22 protein-coding genes are annotated in these 22,692 nt (G+C 60.0%); 11 read left to right on the top strand and 11 right to left on the bottom strand.

What is annotated here, in order from left to right; all coding sequences use genetic code 11:
• Positions 1-57: 57 nt before the first annotated feature.
• Positions 58-1,077, top strand: a complete 1,020-nt coding sequence (locus MKS85_RS04865; protein WP_047228617.1) for a Glu/Leu/Phe/Val dehydrogenase dimerization domain-containing protein — start codon at positions 58-60, stop codon at positions 1,075-1,077.
• A 72-nt stretch (positions 1,078-1,149) separates the two neighbouring features.
• Here the strand turns inward: MKS85_RS04865 and MKS85_RS04860 are convergent, their stop codons facing one another.
• The gene (locus MKS85_RS04860) at positions 1,150-1,410 is read right to left on the bottom strand and encodes a YebG family protein (RefSeq protein WP_047228616.1); all 261 of its coding nucleotides are present in this window, start codon (positions 1,408-1,410) and stop codon (positions 1,150-1,152) included.
• 305 nt (positions 1,411-1,715) lie between these two features.
• Here MKS85_RS04860 and MKS85_RS04855 point away from each other — a divergent pair, with 305 nt between their 5' ends.
• A complete protein-coding gene (locus MKS85_RS04855) occupies positions 1,716-2,216 on the top strand; it encodes a phosphate-starvation-inducible protein PsiE (protein WP_076383585.1) in 501 nt (166 codons plus the stop codon).
• On the opposite strand, the gene MKS85_RS04850 is transcribed toward MKS85_RS04855, so the two are convergent.
• Positions 2,213-2,530, bottom strand: a complete 318-nt coding sequence (locus tag MKS85_RS04850; RefSeq protein WP_047228614.1) for a DUF3509 domain-containing protein — start codon at positions 2,528-2,530, stop codon at positions 2,213-2,215. The genes MKS85_RS04855 and MKS85_RS04850 overlap by 4 nt on opposite strands.
• A gap of 499 nt (positions 2,531-3,029) precedes the next feature.
• Between MKS85_RS04850 and MKS85_RS04845 the strand changes: the two genes are divergently transcribed.
• Complete coding sequence (locus tag MKS85_RS04845) at positions 3,030-3,440, top strand: HPF/RaiA family ribosome-associated protein (protein ID WP_047228613.1); 411 nt, start codon at positions 3,030-3,032, stop codon at positions 3,438-3,440.
• 85 nt (positions 3,441-3,525) lie between these two features.
• Here MKS85_RS04845 and fecA read toward each other — a convergent pair whose 3' ends face one another.
• The 4 genes from fecA to MKS85_RS04825 all read right to left on the bottom strand — a co-directional run bounded on the left by fecA (position 3,526) and on the right by MKS85_RS04825 (position 8,425).
• Positions 3,526-5,865 carry a TonB-dependent Fe(3+) dicitrate receptor FecA gene (gene fecA / locus MKS85_RS04840; protein WP_188250954.1) on the bottom strand — a complete coding sequence of 780 codons (2,340 nt, stop codon included), beginning with the start codon at positions 5,863-5,865 and terminating at the stop codon, positions 3,526-3,528.
• A 110-nt stretch (positions 5,866-5,975) separates the two neighbouring features.
• A complete protein-coding gene (locus tag MKS85_RS04835) occupies positions 5,976-6,923 on the bottom strand; it encodes a FecR domain-containing protein (RefSeq protein ID WP_188250953.1) in 948 nt (315 codons plus the stop codon).
• A gap of 8 nt (positions 6,924-6,931) precedes the next feature.
• Positions 6,932-7,420, bottom strand: a complete 489-nt coding sequence (locus MKS85_RS04830) for a sigma-70 family RNA polymerase sigma factor (protein WP_188250952.1) — start codon at positions 7,418-7,420, stop codon at positions 6,932-6,934.
• A 129-nt stretch (positions 7,421-7,549) separates the two neighbouring features.
• On the bottom strand, positions 7,550-8,425 hold the full coding sequence (locus tag MKS85_RS04825) for a helix-turn-helix domain-containing protein (protein ID WP_173406571.1): 876 nt from the start codon (positions 8,423-8,425) through the stop codon (positions 7,550-7,552).
• A 139-nt stretch (positions 8,426-8,564) separates the two neighbouring features.
• On the opposite strand from MKS85_RS04825, the gene MKS85_RS04820 reads away from it, so the two are divergent.
• Positions 8,565-9,467 (top strand): DMT family transporter, encoded by a 903-nt coding sequence (locus MKS85_RS04820; protein WP_047228608.1) that lies wholly within the window; start codon positions 8,565-8,567, stop codon positions 9,465-9,467.
• Positions 9,468-9,509: 42 nt separating this feature from the next.
• On the opposite strand, the gene MKS85_RS04815 is transcribed toward MKS85_RS04820, so the two are convergent.
• The 5 genes from MKS85_RS04815 to norR form a co-directional block, all read right to left on the bottom strand.
• Entirely contained in the window at positions 9,510-10,481 is a 972-nt protein-coding gene (locus MKS85_RS04815) for a D-glycerate dehydrogenase (protein WP_188250951.1), read from the bottom strand.
• 264 nt (positions 10,482-10,745) lie between these two features.
• Positions 10,746-11,495 (bottom strand): YkgJ family cysteine cluster protein, encoded by a 750-nt coding sequence (locus MKS85_RS04810; protein ID WP_188250950.1) that lies wholly within the window; start codon positions 11,493-11,495, stop codon positions 10,746-10,748.
• A 77-nt stretch (positions 11,496-11,572) separates the two neighbouring features.
• On the bottom strand, positions 11,573-11,899 hold the full coding sequence (locus MKS85_RS04805; protein WP_076383591.1) for a hypothetical protein: 327 nt from the start codon (positions 11,897-11,899) through the stop codon (positions 11,573-11,575).
• Positions 11,900-11,997: 98 nt separating this feature from the next.
• The gene (locus MKS85_RS04800; protein WP_047228604.1) at positions 11,998-12,900 is read right to left on the bottom strand and encodes a chemotaxis protein CheV; all 903 of its coding nucleotides are present in this window, start codon (positions 12,898-12,900) and stop codon (positions 11,998-12,000) included.
• A 201-nt stretch (positions 12,901-13,101) separates the two neighbouring features.
• Positions 13,102-14,658, bottom strand: a complete 1,557-nt coding sequence (norR, locus tag MKS85_RS04795) for a nitric oxide reductase transcriptional regulator NorR (protein WP_188250949.1) — start codon at positions 14,656-14,658, stop codon at positions 13,102-13,104.
• 151 nt (positions 14,659-14,809) lie between these two features.
• Between norR and hmpA the strand changes: the two genes are divergently transcribed.
• The 7 genes from hmpA to cyoE all read left to right on the top strand — a co-directional run bounded on the left by hmpA (position 14,810) and on the right by cyoE (position 22,470).
• Positions 14,810-15,991 carry an NO-inducible flavohemoprotein gene (gene hmpA / locus MKS85_RS04790; protein ID WP_076383593.1) on the top strand — a complete coding sequence of 394 codons (1,182 nt, stop codon included), beginning with the start codon at positions 14,810-14,812 and terminating at the stop codon, positions 15,989-15,991.
• A 330-nt stretch (positions 15,992-16,321) separates the two neighbouring features.
• Positions 16,322-16,831 (top strand): disulfide bond formation protein B, encoded by a 510-nt coding sequence (locus MKS85_RS04785; RefSeq protein WP_047228601.1) that lies wholly within the window; start codon positions 16,322-16,324, stop codon positions 16,829-16,831.
• A 792-nt stretch (positions 16,832-17,623) separates the two neighbouring features.
• Positions 17,624-18,571, top strand: a complete 948-nt coding sequence (gene cyoA, locus MKS85_RS04775; RefSeq protein ID WP_188250947.1) for a ubiquinol oxidase subunit II — start codon at positions 17,624-17,626, stop codon at positions 18,569-18,571.
• 3 nt (positions 18,572-18,574) lie between these two features.
• Entirely contained in the window at positions 18,575-20,605 is a 2,031-nt protein-coding gene (cyoB, locus tag MKS85_RS04770; protein ID WP_188250946.1) for a cytochrome o ubiquinol oxidase subunit I, read from the top strand.
• Between the two features lie 3 nt (positions 20,606-20,608).
• Positions 20,609-21,235 carry a cytochrome o ubiquinol oxidase subunit III gene (locus tag MKS85_RS04765; protein WP_310662765.1) on the top strand — a complete coding sequence of 209 codons (627 nt, stop codon included), beginning with the start codon at positions 20,609-20,611 and terminating at the stop codon, positions 21,233-21,235.
• The gene (gene cyoD, locus MKS85_RS04760) at positions 21,236-21,571 is read left to right on the top strand and encodes a cytochrome o ubiquinol oxidase subunit IV (RefSeq protein WP_025211927.1); all 336 of its coding nucleotides are present in this window, start codon (positions 21,236-21,238) and stop codon (positions 21,569-21,571) included.
• 11 nt (positions 21,572-21,582) lie between these two features.
• Positions 21,583-22,470, top strand: coding sequence for a heme o synthase (gene cyoE / locus MKS85_RS04755; protein WP_047228597.1), 888 nt, complete (start codon positions 21,583-21,585; stop codon positions 22,468-22,470).
• The last annotated feature ends 222 nt before the right edge of the window (positions 22,471-22,692 follow it).

The following is a 22,692-nucleotide window of genomic DNA, read 5'->3' as shown; positions in this document are numbered from 1 at the left end:
ATTTTGAGCGCACGCCTATACTGGCGGAACAAACAAAAGTGATTCGGGAGCCTGTCGATGTTTGCTCTCATGCAAAGCTCCCGCCTTGAATCGCTGCACCTGAGCGTAGACCCGGCCACCGGGTTGAAGGCGGTGATTGCCATTCATTGCAGCCGTCCTGGGCCTGCTCTGGGTGGATGTCGTTATCTGTCCTACCCCGACGATGAAAGTGCCGTGGTCGACGCCGTGCGCCTGGCCCAGGGCATGAGCTACAAGGCCGCACTGGCCGGCTTACCGGTGGGCGGCGGCGTGGCCGTGATCATGCGTCCGGCCCATGTCGAAAGCCGCGCTGCGCTGTTTGAGGCATTTGGGCGCTGCATCGAGCAACTGGATGGCCGCTATATCACCGCCATCGACAGCGGCACCTCGGTGGCGGACATGGACTGCATCGCCCAACAGACCCGTCATGTGACCAGCACCACGGCTTCGGGAGACCCAGCGCCTCACGCGGCGATGGGGGTATTCGCCGGCATCCGTGCCACGGCCATGGCCCGCCTGGGCAGCGATAACCTGGAAAGCCTGCGGGTAGCGATCCAAGGCCTGGGTAATGTCGGTTTCGCCCTGGCCGAACAGTTGCACGCCGCAGGCGCCGAACTGTTGGTCAGCGACATTGACCCTGGCAAGGTTCAACTGGCGATGGAGCAACTGGGCGCGCATCCGATCGCCAACGATGCACTGCTCAGTACCCCGTGCGACATCCTCGCCCCCTGTGGCCTGGGCGGGGTGCTCAATAGCCAGAGCGTGGCGCAACTACGCTGCTCGGCGGTTGCCGGGTCGGCCCATAACCAGTTGAGCAACCTGCAGGTGGCCGATCAATTGGAACGGCGCGGGATCCTCTATGCGCCGGATTATGTGATCAACTCCGGAGGCCTGATCTATGTCGCCTTGAAGCATCGCGGCGAAGAGCTGTCGACGATCACCGCGCATTTGTCGAAGATCGGCGCCCGGCTTACGGAAGTCTTTGCCCACGCCCAGGCAGAAAAACGCTCACCGGCCAGGGTGGCCGATGAATTGGCAGAGCGTTTGTTGTACCGATAAAAAAGATCGCAGCTTTCGGCAGCTCCTGGGTGGATTCCATGGAGCTGCCGAAGGCTGCGATCTTTTCAAGGCTTATTCAGCAGGGGCATTGAGCAGTTCGGACAAGGCGTCCGGTTGACTCTTGAACGCCTTGGCGAACACATCGCGATTTTTCGCCATGTAGATGCCGGCTTCCTCAACCTGTTTCTCGCTCAGCGAGGGAACGGCTTTTTGCAACACTTCTGCCAGCAATTCGGCGAGTTCCAGCATTTTGTCATGACGGTCAGCTTCGGCTTTATCCATGAACAAGCGCTCCAGATCTCGGCTGCTGCGGTATACCACTTCGACGGCCATTCACCACCTCACATGCCTTCACATTGGTTATCTTTGTGACTACTGTATTTATATACAGCCAAAAGGATAAGCGAATCCCTTCCCTTTGGATAGTGGCTTTTTAATGTAGACGTATTTGCACATTTGTCGCGAGCGCTGGTGTGGGAGCCAGCCTGCTCACGACAGGGCGGCATCAACATCGTAAAAGTGTCGGGTTGCGGCCCATCGCCATCTCACCCTCAGCCGCTGGCCTTTTTTCTGCATGCAGAACAACCGTCACGTCCAACCCGCATCATCCGGTCGAGTCGACCTAAGGAAACTACATCGTGAAAATCAACTGGGCCGAGAACCTGCGCCAGAACGTACATCAGTTGGCCGAATCCCTGGGCAATCTGTTCGTCGAGACGTTCCATTACCTGGCACTGTTTGCCATCGGAGCGGTGACCGCCTGGGCGGCGGTGATGGAGTTTTTGCAGATGCTCGAGCAGGGGCACATCAAGATCGATGACATCCTGCTGCTGTTCATCTATCTGGAATTGGGAGCGATGGTCGGGATCTACTTCAAGACCAACCACATGCCGGTGCGGTTCCTGATCTACGTGGCGATCACGGCGCTGACGCGCTTGTTGATTTCCAACGTCTCCCACCACAGTCCGCCTGACCTGGGCATCATCTACTTGTGCGGCGGCATCTTGCTGCTGGCGTTCGCGATCCTGGTGGTGCGTTACGCTTCCTCACAGTTCCCTTCGGTGAAAATCGAGCACCCGCACCGCAAGGTTGGCGCGGGTTCCAGCGAGCACGCCGAAGTGGAGAAGGGCGAGATCTAGAAACCGGCGGGGGCGGATGTCGCGCCCTGCGTCTGCGGTGGTGGCAGCTTGACGTTGTCACCGCCGGTCATGGCTTCGAGGATCGCCACAGCGCTGTGGCCCTGCTCGATGGCGATGCCGAACTGGATGCTCTGGACCAGGCGCCGCAGGCGTTCCGGGTCATTGCGTTGCTGGGCGCTGATCATGCGCTTGGCGACGATGCGCCCGGCCTTGGAGAGGGTCAGCATGATGCTGCCGTCCAGGCCCTGGATGCTCAGATTGATTTGATACTGCGGCGCAAAAGCGTCGGTAATGAGCTGAAAAGGGTTGTCCATGATGCGTCACCGCCTGATTGAACGTGCAGTTGTTGACCGGCCGTGATCGGGATTAGTTCGCGATACCGGACCACCGGCCATTCCATGATCGTGCTTCATCCAGAGCCAGGCAGAGGCTGGATCGGAAGATCCCAACCTGCGACCGCTCCAGCAGAGAGGTAGCAAGGGGCATGCCGGAAAAACTGTCGGACAATGATCACGGCGCATAGGCGCTGAAGGCCTTGGCATGCGGCCCGGGAGGCTGCCCGTTTCTGTGCAGGAATGGGCGAATGGTCGCTGACGGTGCAGGGTGAGCGCAGAATTTTCGTGGGGTAAGCAAGGCGAGGCAACTCCCGACATTAACAGCGCTTTTGTCCGTTGTCCGGCTTTATTTGCGTATGAATATTTATCTTTTCGAAGGGGTTGAATTGTTCTGCCGCCAGCCCGACTCTGTATTCAAGGGGTCGTCGCGCTACCGTCGATTGGCCCCTGGCGAGCTAGCCGAAATAAGGGATGAACTATGCAAATCCAAGTCAACAGCGATAACCATATTCAAAGCAGCATCCGACTGGAGGAGTGGGTACGTACTACCATCGAAAGCACGCTCGAACGTTATGAAGAAGACCTGACACGGGTCGAGGTCCATTTGCGGGACGAGAACGGCGACAAGCCCGGTCCCCATGACTTGCGTTGTCAGCTGGAAGCACGGCCAAAGGGTCTGCAACCGGTCTCGGTGACACACAAGGCCGATACGCTGGAATTGGCCATCGAAGGGGCGGCCACCAAGCTTGAACATGCCCTGGAGCATCTGTTCGGCAAACTGCGCGTCAAACGCGCCACCGCTGAGAAGCCGACCGAGTCGGTGGCCTTGGCCGATGCGATGCTGGAAGAAGAATTCCTGGAGAACGAACGGGCTGCACTCAACGGCTGAGCCCGATCATTTAAAATTACCCACCGAACAGACGGGCCTGCAATCGCAGGCCCGTCTTGTTTCAGCGATCCATCGCAGCCCCTGATCAGAACGCCACGGACGTCTGCACATACAGCGTGCGCGGTTCCCCTACGTATTTGCCCCGGTTGTTATCGTCGAACGAGCGGGTGAAATACTGGGTATTGAAGATGTTCTTCACACCCACCGCCACGTTCAGGTCCGACAGTTGCGGGCCGAAATCATAGGCGGCGCGGCTGCTGAACAGCATATAGCCAGGGATATTGCCGGTACTGCCGTCGGCGCTTTCGGCGCGGGTATTGGCGTTGTCGGCAAACTGCGCGCTCTGATAGGTGCTGTCCAGGTTCAATTTCCACGGCCCGTCCGTGTAACCCACGCCCAGTGTGCCTTTGTGCTTGGAAGAAAATGGCACGCGGTTGCCTTTGTTCGGTCCGTCTTCCCGAATGGTGGCATCGACGAAGGCATACGTGGCATATACGTCAAAACCGGCCAGCGCCGGACTCAGGCCGTCGAGGGCGTAGTTGATGCTGGTTTCGATGCCCTGGTGGCGGGTTTCGCCACGGGCAATCACCGAATCGTTGGTTTGGTTGCTTTCGTATTGGTTGTCGAAGTTGATCAGGAACGCACCGATCTCCGCCCGCAGGTTGCCATTGTCATAGCGGGTTCCAAGTTCCCAGGTGCGGGCTTTCTCCGGTTTCACTTCACCGCTGCTCACACGGTTGGGCATCTGGCTGTACTGCACACTGCCGAATGAACCTTCGGTATTGGCATACAGATTCCATTCGTCGGTCAGGTGGTACAGCACATTCAGCGCTGGCAGGGCGGTGTTGTAGTCGCCCTTGTATTTCACGTCGGTCAAATTGTTTGTCTGCTGCGATTCGATCATTTCGTAACGAATACCGGGCGTGATCGTCCATTTGCCAATATCGATCCGATCATCGATGAAAATTGCATTGGCTTCGGTTCCACCCCGTGTATCGCGGTCGTTTCGGCTGGAGGTTGTCGGCAATTCGTTGCTGGCGATCGGCGTGCGATAACGCAGTTCATGGCCGGCCTCGTTGATGTAGCGATAGCCGACGCCGACCTCGTGGCTGGTCGGCCCGAGGTCGAAACCTTGGGCAAAACGGGTTTCCAGGCCGCGTACCCAATATTCGCGAGGCGACAGGGACAGGAAGGTGCCCTGGTCCAGGTAGCCGCTGCGCAAAGTCTTGGTGAAAAACGTGCTGGCGGTAAATTCGCGTCGATCCTGCTGGTAGCGGTAGCCGAAGTTGACCAGGGTGCGACGGCCCCAGAAGCGGTCATTCTGACGGGTGGACTGATACGGGTTGGCGTCGTAGTCGGCCACATTCAGGCCGCCGGGCATGTCGGCCTCGCCTTCGTAGTATTGGGCCATGGCATTAAAACTGTTGGCCTCGTCCAGTTGGTAGTTGCCCTTGAGGATCAAGTCGTCGATTTGTGTGTCGCTGTGTTCGCGCCAGTCGCCGCCGCGAGTGCCGGAGTACAACAGGGCACCGCCAAGGCCGTTGTCGGCGGTGCCGCCGGCCAGCAGGTTGGCGGATGTCTTGAAGCCGTCGTGGCTGGAAGCCGGGCTGGTCTCGGTCTGGAAGCCGCCCTTTACCGTCGGCGCCTCGGGAATCGCCCGCGTCACGAAGTTGACCACGCCACCGACGTTTTGCGGACCGTAGCGCACCGCGCCGCCTCCGCGCACGACATCCACCGCGTCCATGTTGCCCATGCTGACCGGCGCGAACGATAGCTGCGGTTGGCCGTAGGGTGCGAAAGGCACCGGGATGCCGTCCATCAGCACCGTGGAACGTGAGGCCAGGCGAGGATTGAGCCCGCGGATACCAAAGTTCAGCGCCATGTCATGGCTGCCGGTGCCGTTGTTTTCCGGTGCGTTGACGCCAGGAATGCGATTGAGCACATCCCGGGCCTGGGTCGCGCCCTGGCGTTCGAACGCCTCACGACGGATGACGTCTCGGGCACCGGCGTGTTCGAAGACATTGGTCGGCGCGGCATCGCCGAGCCAGTCACCGACCACGGTGGTGGTGCCGATGTCCAGCGCGGTGCTGGCGGCCGGTTGCAGGCTGAAGGCGTTGTCTGCCTCAGGGCGGGCTTGCAGGCCTGTGCCTTCGAGCAGCGCGCTCAGCCCTTGCTCTGGGCTGTAGCTGCCTTCCAGGCCACGACTCTGCAGGCCTGCGGTCGTCTGTGAGCTGAAGGAAATCAACACCCCAGCCTCGCGTCCGAATTGATTGAGGGCATTTTCCAGTGACGACGGCGCGATGTGATAGGGCTTGGCATCTGCAGCCTGTACGCAAGGCAGTACGACGAAACTCAAGCTGGCCCCCAGGAGCAATTGACGCACGGTACGGGCGAGCGGGGTGAGACGGGTGGGTCGTTGCGGCATGGATGAGAATCCCGAGAAGGTTGTATCGAAGTGCTTTCCTTCTCTGTCACCCCAGGTGTGGAAAACGGCTCACTGGTGCATCACTTTTTTTCAGCTGGGGTGGCCGTGGTTCAGGCTCGAGCTTCGACCGAGATCCAATAGCGGGTGAAACGACGCACTTTTACCGGCAGGCTGACTTCCAGCAGATCGAGGATTCGCTCGCTGTCGTCCAGCGGATAGGTTCCGGAGATCAGAAGGTTGGCGACCGCCTCGTCGCAGTGCAATTGGCCACGTCGGTAGCGGCCTAGCTCGTCGAGAAAGTCCGCCAGGCGCATGTGCGCCGCTACCAGCATGCCCTCTGTCCAGGCGCCGCTGTTGGCATCCAGGGCCGTGGCGGGCCCGGCGCCGTTGATGCCAAGGCTCAGTTGCCGTGACGTCGCCAGCAACAACGCCGGACCGTGTCGGCTACGAATGTCCACCTGGCCTTCAAACACCGCCACCTGGGTGTGGTCCGGATACTCGCGTACGTTGAACCGGGCGTTGCGGCTTTCCAGCAGGCCATGGGCGGTCAGCACTTGCAGGGGCCTTGGGTCGCGGGCAGCGGTCAATAACAGTTCCCCCTCCAGCAGGTGGATCAAGCGGCGTTGAGCGTCGAAGCGAACGTCTACCGCACTGCCGCTGTTGAGCTGCAACTGACTGCCGTCATCCAGCGTCAGACGACGCCGTTCGCCTACCGGGCTGCGAAAATCGGCCATCAATGGGGGTAGCAGTTGGCGTTCACGCAGGCTCCAGGTCAACGCTGAACCGGCCCCAAGCACCAACAACATTTTGAGCGCTCGACGCCGCGCAGCGGACTTCGGTGCATTGAGGGCCGCATGGGCCAACGGAGAGGGCACGCTGCGCAGCCGCTGATTGACCCGCTGGATATGCTCCCAGGCGCGGCGATGTTCGTTGTGAGCATTGAGCCATTGCTCCCAGGCTTTCTGCCGGCGAGTATCGAGTGGGCCTTGCTGCATTTCCATAAGCCAGTGCACGGCCTGTTCGGCCACTTTCGCACTGACATCTGGTGCGCTGTTCATCGCAGGGGTCATAAGGCGAAGTAGCAGCGCATCGCTGCCTTGTTCAAATGACGCTTGACCGTCGCCAATGAAATTCCCAGTTCACGGGCTATTTCGTTGTAGGTCAGGCCATCGACCTGGGCCAGCAGAAACGCCTGCTTGACCGCTCGCGGCAAACCATCGAGCAGTTGGTCCAGTTCCATCAGGCTTTGCAGGATGATTGCCCGTTCTTCCTCCGACGGCACCACCTGCTCCGGCAGTTGGGCGAGGGTATCGAGGTAGGCGCGCTCAAGGTCCTGGCGTCGGTAGTGGTTGAACAGTACGCGCTTGGCAATGGTCGTAAGAAACGCCCGGGGTTCCAGGACAGGCTGCGGGTCGCGCGCAGTCAGTACGCGCATGAACGTGTCCTGGGCCAGGTCGGCGGCACTGTCGGGGCAGCCGATTTTTCTTCGCAACCAGCCGTTAAGCCAACTGTGATGGGCGTTGTAGAGCACTTCGACGGTGTGTGCAGGCGGCAACGAGGAGCATCCCGACAGCGATGAGCTGTGCTAGAGAACAAGAATTGTTCGCATTGTAGGGGCGCGGCGGTGGCTACGGCAATCGGGATCAGTACCTGCTTGTTTCATTTGACCGGGGCACGCTGATGCCTAGCGCAAAAACGCCTGTCGATACTCGCCGGGTGTCGCGCCGAGGGCCTGCCGGAAACGATTCGTAAAATGGCTGGCGCTGGCGAACCCGCAGGCCAACGCGACCTCACCCAGCGGTTTTGACGTGCTGCGCAGCCAGTGCCGCGCGTGGGCCAGACGTCGTGCCAGTACGTATTGATGGGGCGGCAGGCCGAAGCTTTCGCGGAACATCCGGGCAAAGTGGTATTCGGACAGCGCACACAGCGCCGCCAGTTGGCCGAGGCTGATGGCGTCGGCCAGATGGCTGTCGATGTAGTCCACCAGCATTCGCCGCTGGTGAGCGGCCAGTCCGCCCTTGAGGCGAAGCCCCTGGCGCTGGCCGACCTGACTCAATAGCAGATGGTTGAGCAAGTCATGGGCCAGGCTGGTGGTCAGAAGGCGTTCACCGGGCTCATCCCAGTTCAGGGCGATCAACTGGCGAAAGCGCTGTGCCTGTTGCGGGTCGTCGAGAAAGGTGGCTTCGCGCAGTTGCACTTGCCGCGGCTCGCGATCCAGTAGCGTGACGCAACCGAGGGCGAATTGCTCAGGGCTGAAGTACAGGTGGGCGAGGCGAATGTCGCCATTGATGACCCAGGCCGATTCGTGCCCGGCCGGCAGGACGCAGAGTTTGCCGGGTGCCCCGGTGGTGTCGGGGCGTTCGCGGCGAAACGTGCCGGTACCACCGGCGATGTAGCACGACAGCGTGTGGTGAGTCGGCGCCTCGTAGTCTTGGGCGTCGTGATGGTTGCTCCACAAAGCGGCCGCCATGCCATCTCCAAGCTCGGCACTGTGCTCAAGGCGAGCATTGGGCGAACTGTTGAGGGCTTGAAAGACTTGCAGGGTTTGCAGTGTGGGCATGATCGGGTCTCTCCAACGCCTTGCATCCTACTCCGTCGATCGGCTCATGCCAGCCTGCAAACCGACAAAACCGCAAGTTTACGCAAGCGCCTGGTGGTGGGCGGCGCAACACTGGCGGTCATTGTCAGGAGTTGCCGTCATGAACCTCTCGTTGTATCTGCTTACCGTGCTCATCTGGGGCACTACCTGGATTGCGCTGAAATTGCAGTTGGGCGTGGTCGCCATCCCCGTGTCGATTGTCTATCGCTTCGGCCTGGCGGCGCTGATTCTGTTTGTGATGCTCTTGCTCAGCCGACGTCTGCAAGCAATGAACCGGCGCGGTCATTTGATTTGCGTGGCCCAGGGCCTGTGCCTGTTCTGCATCAACTTCATGTGTTTCCTCACTGCCAGCCAATGGATTCCCAGTGGGTTGGTCGCGGTGGTGTTCTCTACTGCCACGCTCTGGAATGCCCTCAATGCCCGCGTGTTCTTCGGTCAAAGGATCGCCCGCAACGTCATGCTCGGCGGCGCCTTGGGGTTGCTGGGGCTGGCGCTGCTGTTCTGGCCGGAGCTGGCGGGTCATAGCGCGAGCCCGCAAACGCTGCTCGGGTTGGCCTTGGCGTTGCTGGGAACCTTGTGCTTTTCGGCGGGCAACATGCTCTCGAGTTTGCAGCAGAAGGCCGGTCTCAAACCGTTGACCACCAACGCCTGGGGCATGGCTTATGGGGCGGCGATGCTGGCGGTGTGGTGCCTCTTCAAAGGCATCCCGTTCGATATGGAATGGAACGCGCGCTATGTCGGCTCGCTGTTGTACCTGGTGATCCCAGGTTCAGTGATCGGCTTCACCGCCTACCTGACGCTCGTGGGGCGCATGGGCCCGGAGCGGGCGGCGTATTGCACGGTGCTGTTTCCGGTGGTGGCGTTGAACGTCTCGGCGTTGGTCGAGGGCTACCAATGGACGGCGCCGGCACTGCTTGGGCTGGTACTGGTGATGTTGGGGAACGTGCTGGTGTTTCGCAAACCCCGGCCCGTGGCGACGCAAGCCGCCCTGGGCGCACGCTGAGCCAGGGGATGGCAGGCCCGAACCCGGCGCCTGCCCGATGGTTTACTTCCAGACTTGCGGGTTGACCAGGTTCTTCGGTCGCTCGCCCAGCAAAGCGCTGCGCAAGTTTTCCACGGCAAGATTGGCCATGGCTTCACGGGTTTCGTGGGTGGCCGAGCCGATATGGGGCAGGGTTACGGCGTTTTTCAGCTGGAACAGCGGCGACTCGGCCAACGGTTCTTTCTCGTAAACGTCCAGCCCGGCGCCGCGGATGCGGTTGTTCTGCAAGGCTTCGATCAGCGCCGGCTCATCCACCACCGGACCGCGGGAAATATTGACCAGAATGGCACTCGGTTTCATCAGGGCCAGTTCGCGCTGGCCAATCAGGTGGCGGGTCTTCTCACTCAATGGCACCACGAGGCAAACAAAGTCCGCTTCGGCCAGCAACTGATCCAGCTCGCGAAATTGTGCGCCCAACTGATCTTCCAGTTCGGTCTTGCGGCTGTTGCCGCTGTAGAGAATCGGCATGTTGAACCCCAGCCGGCCACGCCGGGCAATGGCGGCGCCGATGTTGCCCATGCCGACGATGCCCAGGGTCTTGCCGTGCACGTCAGTGCCGAACAGCTGCGGGCCGACCGTCGCCTGCCATTGGCCGGCCTTGGTCCAGGCGTCCAGTTCAGCAACGCGCCGGGCGCTGCTCATCAGCAGGGCGAAAGCCAGGTCGGCGGTGCTTTCGGTGAGCACGTCAGGGGTGTTGGTGAGCATGATTCCACGCTCATTGAAGTAGGCCAGGTCATAGTTGTCGTAACCCACTGACACGCTGGACACCACTTGCAGCTTCGCGGCGTTCTGCAGTTGTTCGCGGCCGAGCTTGCGTCCGACACCGATCAGGCCGTGCACGTGGGGCAAGGCTTCGTTGAACTGTGCATTGATGTCGCCGTTCGACGGGTTTGGCACGATCACGTCGAAATCCTGTTGCAGTCGTTCGACCATCTCGGGTGTGACACGGCTGAAGGCAAGTACGGTTTTTTTCATCGCAGAGGGCTCATCAGGCAAGGAATACCAAGCACGCTAACATTCTGGATGTGGGTTAGGCGAGAGGGGGAGCGTCGATTGAGGCGAGTCAGTGGCAGGAATGGAGTACTTATGGGCAGTACCTATGGGGGAGCATCTATGTTGGATGTGGGAGCGAGCCTGCTCGCGATGACGGCGGCACATCCACCATCACTGCAAACTGATCCACCGCTATCGCGAGCAGGCTCGCTCCCACAAGGGATTTCTATTTCATCCCTGGGGTGTTTACGCTGCCCGCAGCGAAATAAACGCGTAGTTGACCGGTGCCTCAGTGGCGACCCGTGCTCCACTGGCCAGGACCTGGCAGGCCACGTCATCACCGGACAAATGGAACTGCCATTCACTGGCCGCTTGCTCCAGTGGCTGCAAACGGACCTGATCAATGACGGCGGCGAACGCGCTCATGTCCGGCAGGTACGCGGTAAAACCGTCGCCCTTCAGCGCGGTGGTGAGGATGCCCAGCGAAGCGCAGATGCGCTCCTTGATCCGGATTTCCTCGCGATCGGCCTGACGTGAGCGTTCGATCAACTGCGCCAGTTCCTTGTCGACCAGTTCACCGCCGAGTATCAGTTGCGGTCCGGTCTCCCACGACTCTGGCGGGCATTCCTTTACGGCAATGTTGAGCGGGATGTGCGGGTTGATTTCCATCGGATAGATACGGCACACCAAGGGGCGGCGCTCGTAGATACGGCACAGGTTTTCTTCGTCAAGATTGCGGCAGCGCCCGGCGTTATAGGCGGCGAAGGTGATTGCCACCAAGGCCTCGGTGGCGCCGCTGTGGACCCGCGCCGAACGGCGCTCAGCGTGTTCGCGTTGCGCCGCCGGCAGGCCGAGGCCGTTGGGCAGGAAGGCTTCCACCAGGACAATCACCTGGCCGCCGTCGTCAGCCCACATCCGGGCCTCGTCGAGGGTCAGGGGGACATGGTGATCGGTGCAGCATTTGCCACACCCTACGCAGGAAAACGTTGTGTTCATTGAGCGCCCGGTCAAAAGCTGGAAAGCGGCGACAGAAAAACGCCGCGATTAACCGTTGCGAAGCAAGTTGTGCGCCATCACCGGCTGTTGTCGGCGGGGCGGATGGAGTCCCACTCGGTCACGTAGGCGGTCTTGGATTTCTTACGGTAAAGGCACAGCTCGGTGCCCGTCGCGCCTTTCATGTGTTTCTGCGGATACTGGCCTTGCAGCAACAGCGCGGTATAACCCACCCGGTCATCGAACTGCGCGGCAGTGCCCACAGGCTCGGCGTTCTTCAAGCCGCTGGCCTTGATGCAACTGGCAAGCACGGTTTTGTCATGGGTGGCCCAGGCTTCTGGGCTGGAGGCGTGGGCCTGGGCGGCGAGGGCCGTGAAGCCTAAAAACATGAGTGCGTGGATTTTCATCAGCAAGATCCTTGTTCTGGGAAGCCAGGACAGGAGTATGCCTGAGGTGCCGGGATGATCATTCCCCTATACGCGTGGGAATGATCATCAGGCATGACTCAGTGGCCCTGCTCGGCAACGGCCTTGGCGGCCGTGATCAGGCACTTGGTCAGCTCCGGTGAGGAGAACTTGGTGAGCACGCCATTGGCCCCGGATAGCCGAGCCTTCTCGCTGTTCATGGCGCTGTCCAGCGAGGTGTGCAGCAACACATAGAGGTGGGCGAAGTCCGGCGTTTCCCGCAGGGTCCGGGTAAGGGCGTAGCCGTCCATCTCCGACATTTCGATGTCGGAAACGATCAGGTTGATCTGCTGTGCCGTGCCTTGCAGGTCCAGCAGGCATTCGATGGCTTCCTTGGCGCTGCGAGCGGTGTGGCATTGCAGACCGAGGTTGCGCAAGGTGTGTACCGATTGTTGCAACGCCACCTGACTGTCATCGACCACCAGGATCCGCGCGTTGCCCAGGACTTCGGCGTCTTCCATGCTCAGCTCGGTGGGCGCCGTTTCAATCTGCGCCGGGGCGATACCGTGGATGACTTTTTCGATGTCCAGCACCTGCACCAGCGTGCCATCCACCGACGTCACGCCAGTGATGAAGGCGCGTACGCCGCCTGAGCCGAAAGGCGGGGGTTTGATGTCGGTGGTCAGGCAATGCACGATCTTGCTCACCGCCTGCACATGCAGACCCTGTTTGGATCGACTCACATCGGTGACGATCAGGCAGCCGCCATCCGGATCTTCCAGGGGCCGTTCGCCGATGGCACGGCTCAGGTCGATTACCGACAACGAGGCCCCGCGCAGGGTGGCGATGCCTTTGACGTGCGGGTGCGATTCCGGCAGTTTGGTCAACGGCGGGCAGGGAATGATTTCGCTGACTTTGAGCAGGTTGATTGCCATCAGCTTGCCGCTGCGCAAGGTAAACAGCAGAAGCGAAAGTGAGTCTGCGCGGGCTTTGTTGGAAGACATAAAAACCTTCTGTGGAAAAAGGTGGGGCGAGCGTGAAGAACGCCAAAACAGCTTTTGATATTGGGTTATCGACCCGATGGGGGCTGGCTTTAGGGCGAAACCCACAGACAATCGATTTCAGCTCAGTGGCCTGGGAATGCACACGCTATGGTCAGGCGATAAATGCCCTCGCCACATGGGGCGTCGGAGGTACAGAAGGTTTTATTTGAGTCCCAACCGCTTGGCCATCCGCCCCAGGTTCGCCCGATCCAGACCCAGTTCCCGGGCGGCGCTGGCCCAGTTGTGCTGATGCCGTTCAAGGCTGGCGATGATCAGCTTGCGTTGAAAGTCGTCCATGGCCTCACGCAAGTCCCCCGTGACGCCCTCCAGGGCAGGTGCGGGGCTGGCGGATGAAGGTGGCGGGTTTTCTTCCGGGCTGCGGGGCAAGTCCAGGTCCTGGGCGCTGAGGCTGAGGATCTTTGGCCGCACCGGACACCGGCCCAAGGCTTTCAAGGCGCTTCGGCCGATCAGGTGCTCCAGTTCACGCACGTTCCCCGGCCAGTCATACGCCAGCAATGCGGCCTGGGCGTCACTGGTCAGGCGCAGGCTGCCCAGGCCCATGCGCGAACGGTTCTGCTCCAGGAAAAAACCGCTGAGCAGCAGCACATCGCGCCCGCGATCCCGTAGTGCCGGCACCAGCAACGGGTACACGCTCAGGCGATGATAGAAGTCGGCCCGATATCGCCCGTTGCGCACTTCTTCGGCCAGATCGCGATTGGTGGCCGCAATCAGGCGTACATCGACCCGATGTTCCTTGTCCGAGCCCAGCCGTTGCAACTGGCCGCTCTGCAACACTCGCAGCAGCTTGGCCTGCACGGTCAAGGACAACTCGCCCACTTCATCGAGGAACAACGTGCCGCCATCGGCCAGTTCGAATTTGCCGCGCCGGTCGTTCGTGGCCCCTGTGAAGGCGCCGCGTACATGGCCGAAGAGTTCGCTTTCCACCAGGGTATCCGGCAGTGCGGCGCAATTTAGGCTGATAAGCGGCTGCTCGGCGCGCTTGGAGGCCGCGTGTATGGCTTGGGCGACCAGCTCCTTGCCAACCCCGGTTTCGCCAGTGATCAGCACCGTCAGGTCGCTGCCCCCCACCAGGTTGATTTCTTCCACTAATCGCTTGTGGGCCTTGCTCTGGCCGACCATGTCGCGAGGTAGCTGGCCGCTGGCCTGGCGGTAGACCTCGGCGCGGCGATGTTCGTCTTCGGCTTTCAAGGCCAGCCGATCAATGCGTTCGGCTGCGCTGACGGTGGCGGCGGCCAGGCTGGCAAAGGCCTGCAAGGCGCTCAGGTCGATGGGCTCGAAGCGTTCGGGGTTCAGCGCATCGAGGGTCAGCAGGCCCCACGGTTGCTCGTCGACGAACAGTGGGCAGCCCATGCAGTCGTGGACCTCCAAGTGCTCAGCCAGACCTTCGACCAATCCGTCGTACGGGTCGGGCAGGTCACTGTCGGCGGCAAAGCGAGTGGGCTGCGGGCTGGCCAGCAGTGCCTGGAAGCGGGGGTGTTCGCTAATCCGGAAGCGTCTGCCCAGGGTATCGGTACTCAAGCCATCCACCGCCAGCGGCACCAGACAGTCCCCATCCAGGCGTAACAGCGCGGCGGCGTCGCAGGGCAACAGGGCTCGCAGCGCGCCAAGCAGGCGTCGGTAGCGCTCGCCTTCCGGCAACTCGCGGGAGAGGTCGGCCACCAGCGGAAGCAGTGAGGTCAGCAGGGAGGTTGCGGTCATAATGACTCCATATGGTCTTAATGACTATAAGATACCATATGTCTTTATGACTACTTAATTCGTAAGCAATTGAAAATGTTCAATAAATTTTATGGCATGAAACCTGATAGGCATAGGTATCAGTTTTTCGTAATACGCCAGGAGTCACCTTATGCTCAGCCGAGAAGAACGCGCCATCATCCGCTCCACCGTGCCCTTGCTTGAAAGCGGTGGTGAAGCGCTCATTACTCACTTTTATCGCATGATGCTGTCCGAATACCCGCAAGTGCGCCCGTTGTTCAACCAGGCTCACCAGGCCAGCGGTGATCAGCCCCGTGCCCTGGCCAACGGCGTATTGATGTACGCCCGGCACATTGACCAGCTCGATCAGTTGGGCGACCTGGTGGCCAAAATCGTCAACAAGCACGTCGCCCTGCAAATCCTGCCGGAACATTACCCCATTGTGGGGGCCTGCCTGTTGCGGGCGATCGCCGAGGTGCTGGGTGAAGAGATCGCCACGCCGCAAGTGATTGCCGCGTGGGGCGCTGCCTATAACCAGTTGGCCGATATCCTGATCGGTGCCGAAACCGGCATGTACGAGCAGAAAGCCGCAGCGCCGGGCGGCTGGCGGGGCGAGCGTGAGTTCATCCTGGCAGCCAGGGTGCAGGAGAGCTCGGAAATCACTTCGTTCTACTTCGAACCGGCGGACAAAGGCGCGATCCTGGTGGCGGAACCAGGCCAGTACATCGGCATGAAGCTGGTGTTGGATGGCGAGGAGATGCGCCGCAATTATTCTCTGTCGGCCCTGGCGGACAACGGTCAGTATCGCATCAGCGTCAAGCGCGAGCCGGGCGGGCGCGTGTCCAACCACCTGCACCATCATTTCCCGATTGGCAGCAGCATCCAGTTGTTTCCACCGTCAGGGGACTTCTTCCTGACCCAGAGCGACAAACCGCTGGTGCTGATCAGCGGCGGCGTCGGCATCACGCCGACCCTGGCGATGTTGCAGGCGGCGCTGCAAACCGAGCGGCCGGTGCATTTTATCCACTGCGCACGTAACGGCGGCGTGCACGCGTTCCGTGACTGGATCGATGACCTGGCCCAGCGGCATCCACAACTCAAGCGCTTCTATTGCTATGACGAAGATGACGGCTTGAGCCCGGCGGCTGACAAGGTCGGCTTGTTGAGCCAGGAACAACTGGCGCAATGGTTGCCGCAGCAGCGTGACCTGGATGCCTACTTCCTTGGGCCCAAGGGCTTCATGGCCGCCGTCAAGCGCCACCTCAAGGCACTGGGTGTGCCGGACGGGCAAAGCCGCTACGAATTCTTCGGCCCGGCGGCGGCGCTGGAGTAACGGCGGGGCGAGCCGGGGTGATCCGGTTCGTCTGCATCGCGAGCAGGCTCGCTCCCACAATGGATTTGCGGCGGGCACGATTGGGTGATCAACGCAAAGACAACTGTGGGAGCGAGCCTGCTCGCGATAGCGGCGCCATGTTCACCCCATCCCGCCTGACTTCTCCAAGCAAAATTAATCCGTACTTAACCTCCCTCCTGTTTATTCCCCTCAATTTGGGCGGCAGCCGCTCGTTCTCTGTCATGGTCAGCGTGTAGACTTTGGCCATCCGACAGTGCGCCGGGTTTCTCCAGGCTGCGCGTCGATCCAATGCATACAAAGGGAAACGCAATGAATGAGCAAATGCTGCGCTTAGGCCGTGAACGGCGCTATCTGGTGCTGTTGGGGCTGATCTGTCTGGCGCTGATCGGCGGTGCGCTGTATATGCAGGTGGCGCTCGGCGAGGCGCCGTGCCCGCTGTGCATCCTGCAGCGGTATGCACTGTTACTGATCGCCATTTTTGCCTTCATTGGTGCGGCCATGCGTACCCGTCGCAGCCTGACGGTTTTCGAAGGCCTGGTGGTGCTCAGCGCCCTGGCCGGCGCGGCGGTAGCGGGGCATCACGTGTACACCCAGTTCTTCCCGGCGGTCAGCTGTGGCGTCGACGTGCTGCAACCGATTGTCGATGACCTCCCGCTGGCGAAGATCTTCCCGTTGGGCTTCCAGGTCGACGGCTTTTGCTCCACCCCGTATCCGCCGATCCTGGGCTTGTCCCTGGCACAATGGGCACTGGTGGCGTTCGTCCTCACGGCGATCCTGGTGCCGTTGCTGGTGTCGCGCAATCGCAAACAACTGCCCTAAAGCGCCTCAATCAGACGCCCCGGTTTTCTGTAGGAAGCCGGGGCGTTTTGCGTTTCAGTCTTACTGCGTGCCAGCCTTGATCCGAGACAATAATGAGTCGCGACAGCGTGCGACACGTTGTCACACATTTGCTGTCATCCGGCCACTTGCTGCGCGAATAAGCACCTCGTTCTGCAATGAAAAATCAGCCGTTGCAGGCTCCATCCGGCTAACTGGCTCCCCCCGGAGCAGGCATTTCTAACAGTCGGGCGTCTTGCCGCTCAGCCCCCGAATGACGGGGGCTCTACGGGCGTAAAAAGCCTCTTTAATCAGCGCAAGCTGTCTAAATCGGGCGTAGTAGACCTACGTTTTCTGGGGTTCTTGTTGAGAATGAATTTCGATAAGATGCCGGCTTGTTTCGAATTCTGCGAAAGATTGTTGCTCGATTTGATGAAAATTATTTCAGGATAAGACATGGTCTCCGGCGCCTCAGCTCACTACAATCGCCCGCACCGAATTTCCGACCCGGCTCAAGCTTGAGTCCGTGAGGTGGTCGAAGGGCTCAACGCCCCATGCGACCCCAGGTGTCGGTGCCTTCCAACTACCCGCACCAAATGGAATTGGGCTGTAACAAGGCCTTTGACCTACGAATTCGAATAAGAACTCACTGCTGGCCCGGGATGTGTCGAACAGCGTCTGACGCTGCGACGGTCAGCCCTTATTCAATCCAAGAAAAATGCCAACCCTTGGCAGGGTGAAGTGTTGGCGATCAAAACCCAACTGCATTGCGCAAGCTGCTTTAGAGGTCGTGAGATGAGTAAAAACAGGTACCCCCGATTACTAGGCTTGTTGCCTTTGCTCGGCACGTTGTTGCTGGGAGGCTGCAACATGACCTTGCTCGATCCCAAGGGTCAGGTCGGCCTGGATGAACGTAATCTGATCATCACCGCTACGCTGTTGATGTTGCTGGTCGTCGTGCCGGTTATCGTCATGACCTTCCTGTTCGCCTGGAAATACCGCGCGTCCAACACCAGTGCCACGTACACGCCCAAGTGGTCGCACTCGACCAAAATCGAAGTGGCGGTGTGGACTATTCCGGTACTGATCATCATTGCCCTGGGTTACATCACCTACAAGTCCACCCATGCCCTTGACCCGTATCGTCCGCTGGACTCCGACGTCAAGCCGATCACCATTGAAGTGGTCTCGATGGACTGGAAGTGGCTGTTCATCTATCCGGAACAAGGCATCGCCACGGTCAACAAGATCGTGTTCCCGGCCCACACGCCGATCAATTTCAAAGTCACCTCCGACACCGTGATGAACTCGTTCTTCATCCCGGGCCTGGGTGGCCAGATCTACGCGATGGCGGGCATGCAGACCAAGCTGCACCTGATCGCCAACCAGAACGCCGAACTCGACGGTATCTCCGCCAACTACAGCGGCGCAGGTTTCACCGGCATGAAGTTCAAAGCAATCGCCACGACCCAGGAAGAATTCGACGCCTGGGTCAACGATGTGAAGAAGGCACCTAAACAGCTTGAAAAAGCTGAATACGAAGCCCTTTCCAAACCGAGCCAGAACAACCCAGTCGAGCTCTACTCTTCGGTCACGCCGAACCTGTTCCAGACCATCATCGACAAGTATGAAGGGATGAACCCGGGCAAGCCGATGCACCACGAGAAGAACGAAAAGGATGTGGCCCACAACATGGAAGGGATGGACATGAGTTCGCATTCAGCTGCCGGGGCAGAGGAGTAAACGATGTTTGGTAAATTAAGTTGGGAAGCGATCCCGTTCCACGAGCCGATTGTCATGGTGACCCTTGCCGTGATCGCGCTCGGTGGTCTGGCGTTGTTCGCGGGGATTACCTACTTCAAGAAGTGGACCTACCTGTGGACCGAGTGGCTGACGTCGGTCGACCACAAGAAGATTGGCGTGATGTACATCATCGTCGCCATGATCATGCTGCTGCGCGGTTTTGCCGACGCCATCATGATGCGTACCCAGTTGGCCATGGCCACCGAGGGTTCGCCTGGCTACCTGCCGCCTGAACACTATGACCAGATCTTCACCGCCCACGGCGTGATCATGATCATCTTCATGGCGATGCCATTCTTCACCGGCCTGATGAACCTTGCAGTGCCGCTGCAGATCGGCGCGCGTGACGTGGCCTATCCGTTCCTGAACTCCTTGAGCTTCTGGCTGCTGGTTTCCGGTGTGGTGCTGATCAACCTGTCCCTGGGCGTTGGCGAGTTTGCCAAGACCGGTTGGGTTGCCTATCCACCGTTGTCGGGACTGCAATACAGTCCGGGCGTGGGGATGGATTACTACATCTGGGCGCTACAGCTATCGGGACTTGGGACAACGCTAACGGGGGTCAACTTCCTGGCCACCGTGCTGAAGATGCGTACCCCGGGCATGAAGCTGATGGACATGCCGATCTTCACCTGGACCTGCACCTGGGCCAACGTCCTGATCGTCGCTTCGTTCCCGATCCTGACCGCTACCCTGGCTTTGCTGACGCTTGACCGCTACATGGATTTCCACATTTTCACCAATGAACTGGGTGGAAATCCGATGATGTACGTCAACCTGTTCTGGGCCTGGGGTCACCCCGAGGTGTACATCCTGATTCTGCCGGCGTTCGGGATTTTCTCCGAAGTCATCTCGACGTTCTCCGGCAAGAAGCTGTTCGGCCACCACTCGATGATCTACGCCAGTGGTGCGATCTCGGTGCTGGGTTTCATGGTCTGGCTGCACCACTTCTTCACCATGGGTTCGGGTGCCAGCGTCAACGCCTTCTTCGGTCTGGCGACGATGCTGATTTCTATCCCGACGGGTGTGAAGCTGTTCAACTGGCTGTTCACCATCTACCAGGGCCGTCTGCGTTTCACCAGCCACGTGCTGTGGACCCTGGGCTTCATGGTGACCTTCGCCATCGGCGGCATGACCGGCGTACTGCTGGCCATCCCGGGTGCGGACTTCGTGCTGCACAACAGCCTGTTCGTGATCGCGCATTTCCATAACGTGATCATCGGCGGCGCTGTATTCGGCTACATCGCCGGCTTCGCCTTCTACTTCCCGAAAGCGTTCGGCTTCAAGCTGCACGAGGGCTGGGGCAAGGCTGCATTCTGGTTCTGGATCTCGGGCTTCTTCGTCGCGTTCATGCCGCTCTATGCACTGGGCTTCATGGGCATGACCCGTCGTCTGAACGCCACCACCAACCCTGAGTGGGTGCCGTACCTGTACGTCGCCATGTTCGGCGCGGTGATGATCGCCGTGGGTATCGCCTGCCAGCTGATCCAGTTGTACGTCAGCGTGCGTGACCGCAAGAAGCCAGAGAACATGTGCGAACACGGTGATCCGTGGAATGCCCATACCCTGGAATGGTCGACCTCGTCGCCTCCACCGTTCTACAACTTTGCCGTGCTGCCGAAAGCCGACGTCATCGACCCGTTCACCGAAGCCAAGGAAAACGGTACCGCGTACCAGACCCCGGCCAAGTACGCGCCGATCCACATGCCCAACAACACCGCGACCGGTGTGGTCATGGGTGCGCTGTTGACCGTGTTCGGTTTCGCGATGATCTGGCACATCTGGTGGCTGGCCATCGCCAGTCTGGTCGGCACCGTGGTGTATTTCACCATTCATGCCGCCCGTGACGATCAGGGCTACATGGTGCCGGTGGATGTCATCGAGCGCATCGAAGCCGAGCAGCACAAACGTCTGGTCGCGGCAGGGAAAGTCCCAGCCACCGCCACCCGTGTTGAAACCTCGTTGGAACAGGCTTAAACCATGTCGAACTTAGTGACCAATGTTGGACACGCCCATGGTCATGACCATGGGCACGATGACCATCACCACGACTCGGGCGAGATGACCGTATTCGGTTTCTGGCTCTACCTGATGACCGACTGCATTCTGTTTGCGTCGATCTTCGCGGTGTACGCGGTGCTGGTTAACAACGTCGCCGGTGGCCCGTCGGGCCACGACATCTTCGAGCTGCCGTATGTGCTGGGCGAAACCGCACTGCTGTTGTTCAGCTCGATCACCTACGGCTTCGCCATGCTGGCGTTGTTCAAGGGCAAGAAAACCCAGGTACTGGGCTGGTTGGCGATGACCTTCCTGCTGGGCGCTGGCTTTATCGCCATGGAGATCAACGAGTTCCACATCCTGATCGCCGAAGGCTACGGCCCTAGCCGCAGCGGCTTCCTGTCCGGGCTCTTCACCCTGGTCGGCACCCACGGTCTGCACGTGACCAGCGGCCTGATCTGGATGGCGATCATGATGTACCAGGTCCACAAAAACGGCCTGACCGCCACCAACAAGACGCGCCTGAGCTGCCTGAGCCTGTTCTGGCACTTCCTGGACGTGGTGTGGATCTGCGTATTCACCGTTGTTTATCTGATGGGGACCCTGTAAATGGCTAACGCACATTCCCACGATGGCCACGACGCCGGCCACGGCAGCGTCAAGTCCTACGCCATCGGTTTCATTCTGTCGGTGATCCTGACGGTCATTCCGTTTGGCCTGGTGATGTACCCGACGCTGCCGAAAAGCCTGACCCTGTGGATCATCCTGATCTTCGCCGTGGTCCAGGTACTGGTGCACCTGGTGTACTTCCTGCACCTGGACCGCTCCGCTGCCCAGCGTAACAACGTGGTCGCGTTTGTCTTTGCCGCGATCGTCATTGTCCTGCTGGTCGGCCTGTCGTTGTGGATCATGTTCAGCATCCACACCAACATGATGGCGCACTGAGGAAAGTCCGGATGTCCTTAAAGCACTTTATCCAAATCACCAAGCCGGGGATCATTTTCGGTAACGTGCTTTCTGTGGCAGGCGGGTTTTTCCTGGCCTCGAAAGGGCATGTCGATCTGGCCATCTTTCTGGCGGCGATGATCGGCACTTCCCTGGTGGTGGCGTCCGGTTGTGTATTCAACAACTGCATCGACCGCGACATCGACATCAAGATGGAACGCACCAAGAACCGCGCCCTGGTCCAGGGCCTGATCCCGGTGCAACTGGCCCTGGCGTTCGCCACGGTGCTGGGTGTCGCCGGTGTGGCGCTGCTGTACTGGGTGGCCAACCCGTTGGCGGCGCTGTTCGCGGTGATCGGGTTTGTCATCTATGTCGGTTTCTACAGCCTGTACCTCAAGCGCAAGTCGGTCCACGGCACGCTGGTGGGCAGTCTGTCGGGGGCGATGCCGCCCGTGATCGGTTACGTCGCGGTGAGCAACAGCTTCGACATGGCGGCGCTGACGCTACTGGTGATGTTCAGCCTGTGGCAGATGCCGCATTCCTATGCCATTGCGATCTTCCGCTTCAACGATTACCTGGCCGCCTCGATTCCGGTGCTGCCGGTCAAGCGCGGCATCCAGGTGGCCAAGAAGCACATCCTGCTCTACATCCTGGCCTTCCTCGTGGCAACCTTGATGCTGACCTTCAGCGGCTACGCCGGCATGAGCTACCTCGCCGTCGCCGCCGCCATGGGCATGTACTGGTTGTACATGGCCTGGACCGGCTACAAGGCGGTGGATGACACGGTTTGGGCACGCAAGCTGTTCGTGTTCTCGATCTTCACCATCACCGCCCTGAGCGTCATGATGTCCCTGGACTTCAAAGTGCCGAGTGAGTTGTTGCTGACTTACGCGCCTTAAGCTTCAGACGCCACACAAAAAGCCCCGCCTTCGAGAGAAGCGCGGGGCATTTTTGTGGGTGTTGCTTCGAACTGTCGACATTCCTGTGGGAGCGGGCTTGCTCGCGAAAGCGGTGGGTCAGCTGAGGTGATGTTGACTGACAGGGCGCCTTCGCGAGCAAGCCCGCTCCCACAGGTCTACGGCGAGCACATAATCTGCGAACGCCGCTGATCCATTGTGGGA

It is taken from the genome of Pseudomonas sp. JL2, assembly GCF_031570495.1.
GTDB classification, from domain to species: Bacteria; Pseudomonadota; Gammaproteobacteria; order Pseudomonadales; family Pseudomonadaceae; genus Aquipseudomonas; species Aquipseudomonas rhizophila.
Note: the sequence above shows the minus strand (reverse complement) of the source record. Positions and strands in the feature narration are given on the sequence as shown.

What these genes read in the sequence shown, in the direction of transcription:
- MKS85_RS04825 (WP_173406571.1), bottom strand. Translation starts at nt 8,425, where the DNA reads ATGCCCACACTGCAAACCCTGCAAGTCTTTCAAGCCCTCAACAGTTCG.
- MKS85_RS04865 (WP_047228617.1), top strand. Translation starts at nt 58, where the DNA reads ATGTTTGCTCTCATGCAAAGCTCCCGCCTTGAATCGCTGCACCTGAGC.
- MKS85_RS04820 (WP_047228608.1), top strand. Translation starts at nt 8,565, where the DNA reads ATGAACCTCTCGTTGTATCTGCTTACCGTGCTCATCTGGGGCACTACC.
- MKS85_RS04835 (WP_188250953.1), bottom strand. Translation starts at nt 6,923, where the DNA reads ATGAACAGCGCACCAGATGTCAGTGCGAAAGTGGCCGAACAGGCCGTG.
- MKS85_RS04845 (WP_047228613.1), top strand. Translation starts at nt 3,030, where the DNA reads ATGCAAATCCAAGTCAACAGCGATAACCATATTCAAAGCAGCATCCGA.
- cyoB (WP_188250946.1), top strand. Translation starts at nt 18,575, where the DNA reads ATGTTTGGTAAATTAAGTTGGGAAGCGATCCCGTTCCACGAGCCGATT.
- MKS85_RS04815 (WP_188250951.1), bottom strand. Translation starts at nt 10,481, where the DNA reads ATGAAAAAAACCGTACTTGCCTTCAGCCGTGTCACACCCGAGATGGTC.
- cyoD (WP_025211927.1), top strand. Translation starts at nt 21,236, where the DNA reads ATGGCTAACGCACATTCCCACGATGGCCACGACGCCGGCCACGGCAGC.
- cyoA (WP_188250947.1), top strand. Translation starts at nt 17,624, where the DNA reads ATGAGTAAAAACAGGTACCCCCGATTACTAGGCTTGTTGCCTTTGCTC.
- MKS85_RS04800 (WP_047228604.1), bottom strand. Translation starts at nt 12,900, where the DNA reads ATGTCTTCCAACAAAGCCCGCGCAGACTCACTTTCGCTTCTGCTGTTT.
- norR (WP_188250949.1), bottom strand. Translation starts at nt 14,658, where the DNA reads ATGACCGCAACCTCCCTGCTGACCTCACTGCTTCCGCTGGTGGCCGAC.
- MKS85_RS04810 (WP_188250950.1), bottom strand. Translation starts at nt 11,495, where the DNA reads ATGAACACAACGTTTTCCTGCGTAGGGTGTGGCAAATGCTGCACCGAT.
- fecA (WP_188250954.1), bottom strand. Translation starts at nt 5,865, where the DNA reads ATGCCGCAACGACCCACCCGTCTCACCCCGCTCGCCCGTACCGTGCGT.
- MKS85_RS04805 (WP_076383591.1), bottom strand. Translation starts at nt 11,899, where the DNA reads ATGAAAATCCACGCACTCATGTTTTTAGGCTTCACGGCCCTCGCCGCC.
- MKS85_RS04785 (WP_047228601.1), top strand. Translation starts at nt 16,322, where the DNA reads ATGAATGAGCAAATGCTGCGCTTAGGCCGTGAACGGCGCTATCTGGTG.
- cyoE (WP_047228597.1), top strand. Translation starts at nt 21,583, where the DNA reads ATGTCCTTAAAGCACTTTATCCAAATCACCAAGCCGGGGATCATTTTC.
- MKS85_RS04765 (WP_310662765.1), top strand. Translation starts at nt 20,609, where the DNA reads ATGTCGAACTTAGTGACCAATGTTGGACACGCCCATGGTCATGACCAT.
- MKS85_RS04860 (WP_047228616.1), bottom strand. Translation starts at nt 1,410, where the DNA reads ATGGCCGTCGAAGTGGTATACCGCAGCAGCCGAGATCTGGAGCGCTTG.
- hmpA (WP_076383593.1), top strand. Translation starts at nt 14,810, where the DNA reads ATGCTCAGCCGAGAAGAACGCGCCATCATCCGCTCCACCGTGCCCTTG.
- MKS85_RS04850 (WP_047228614.1), bottom strand. Translation starts at nt 2,530, where the DNA reads ATGGACAACCCTTTTCAGCTCATTACCGACGCTTTTGCGCCGCAGTAT.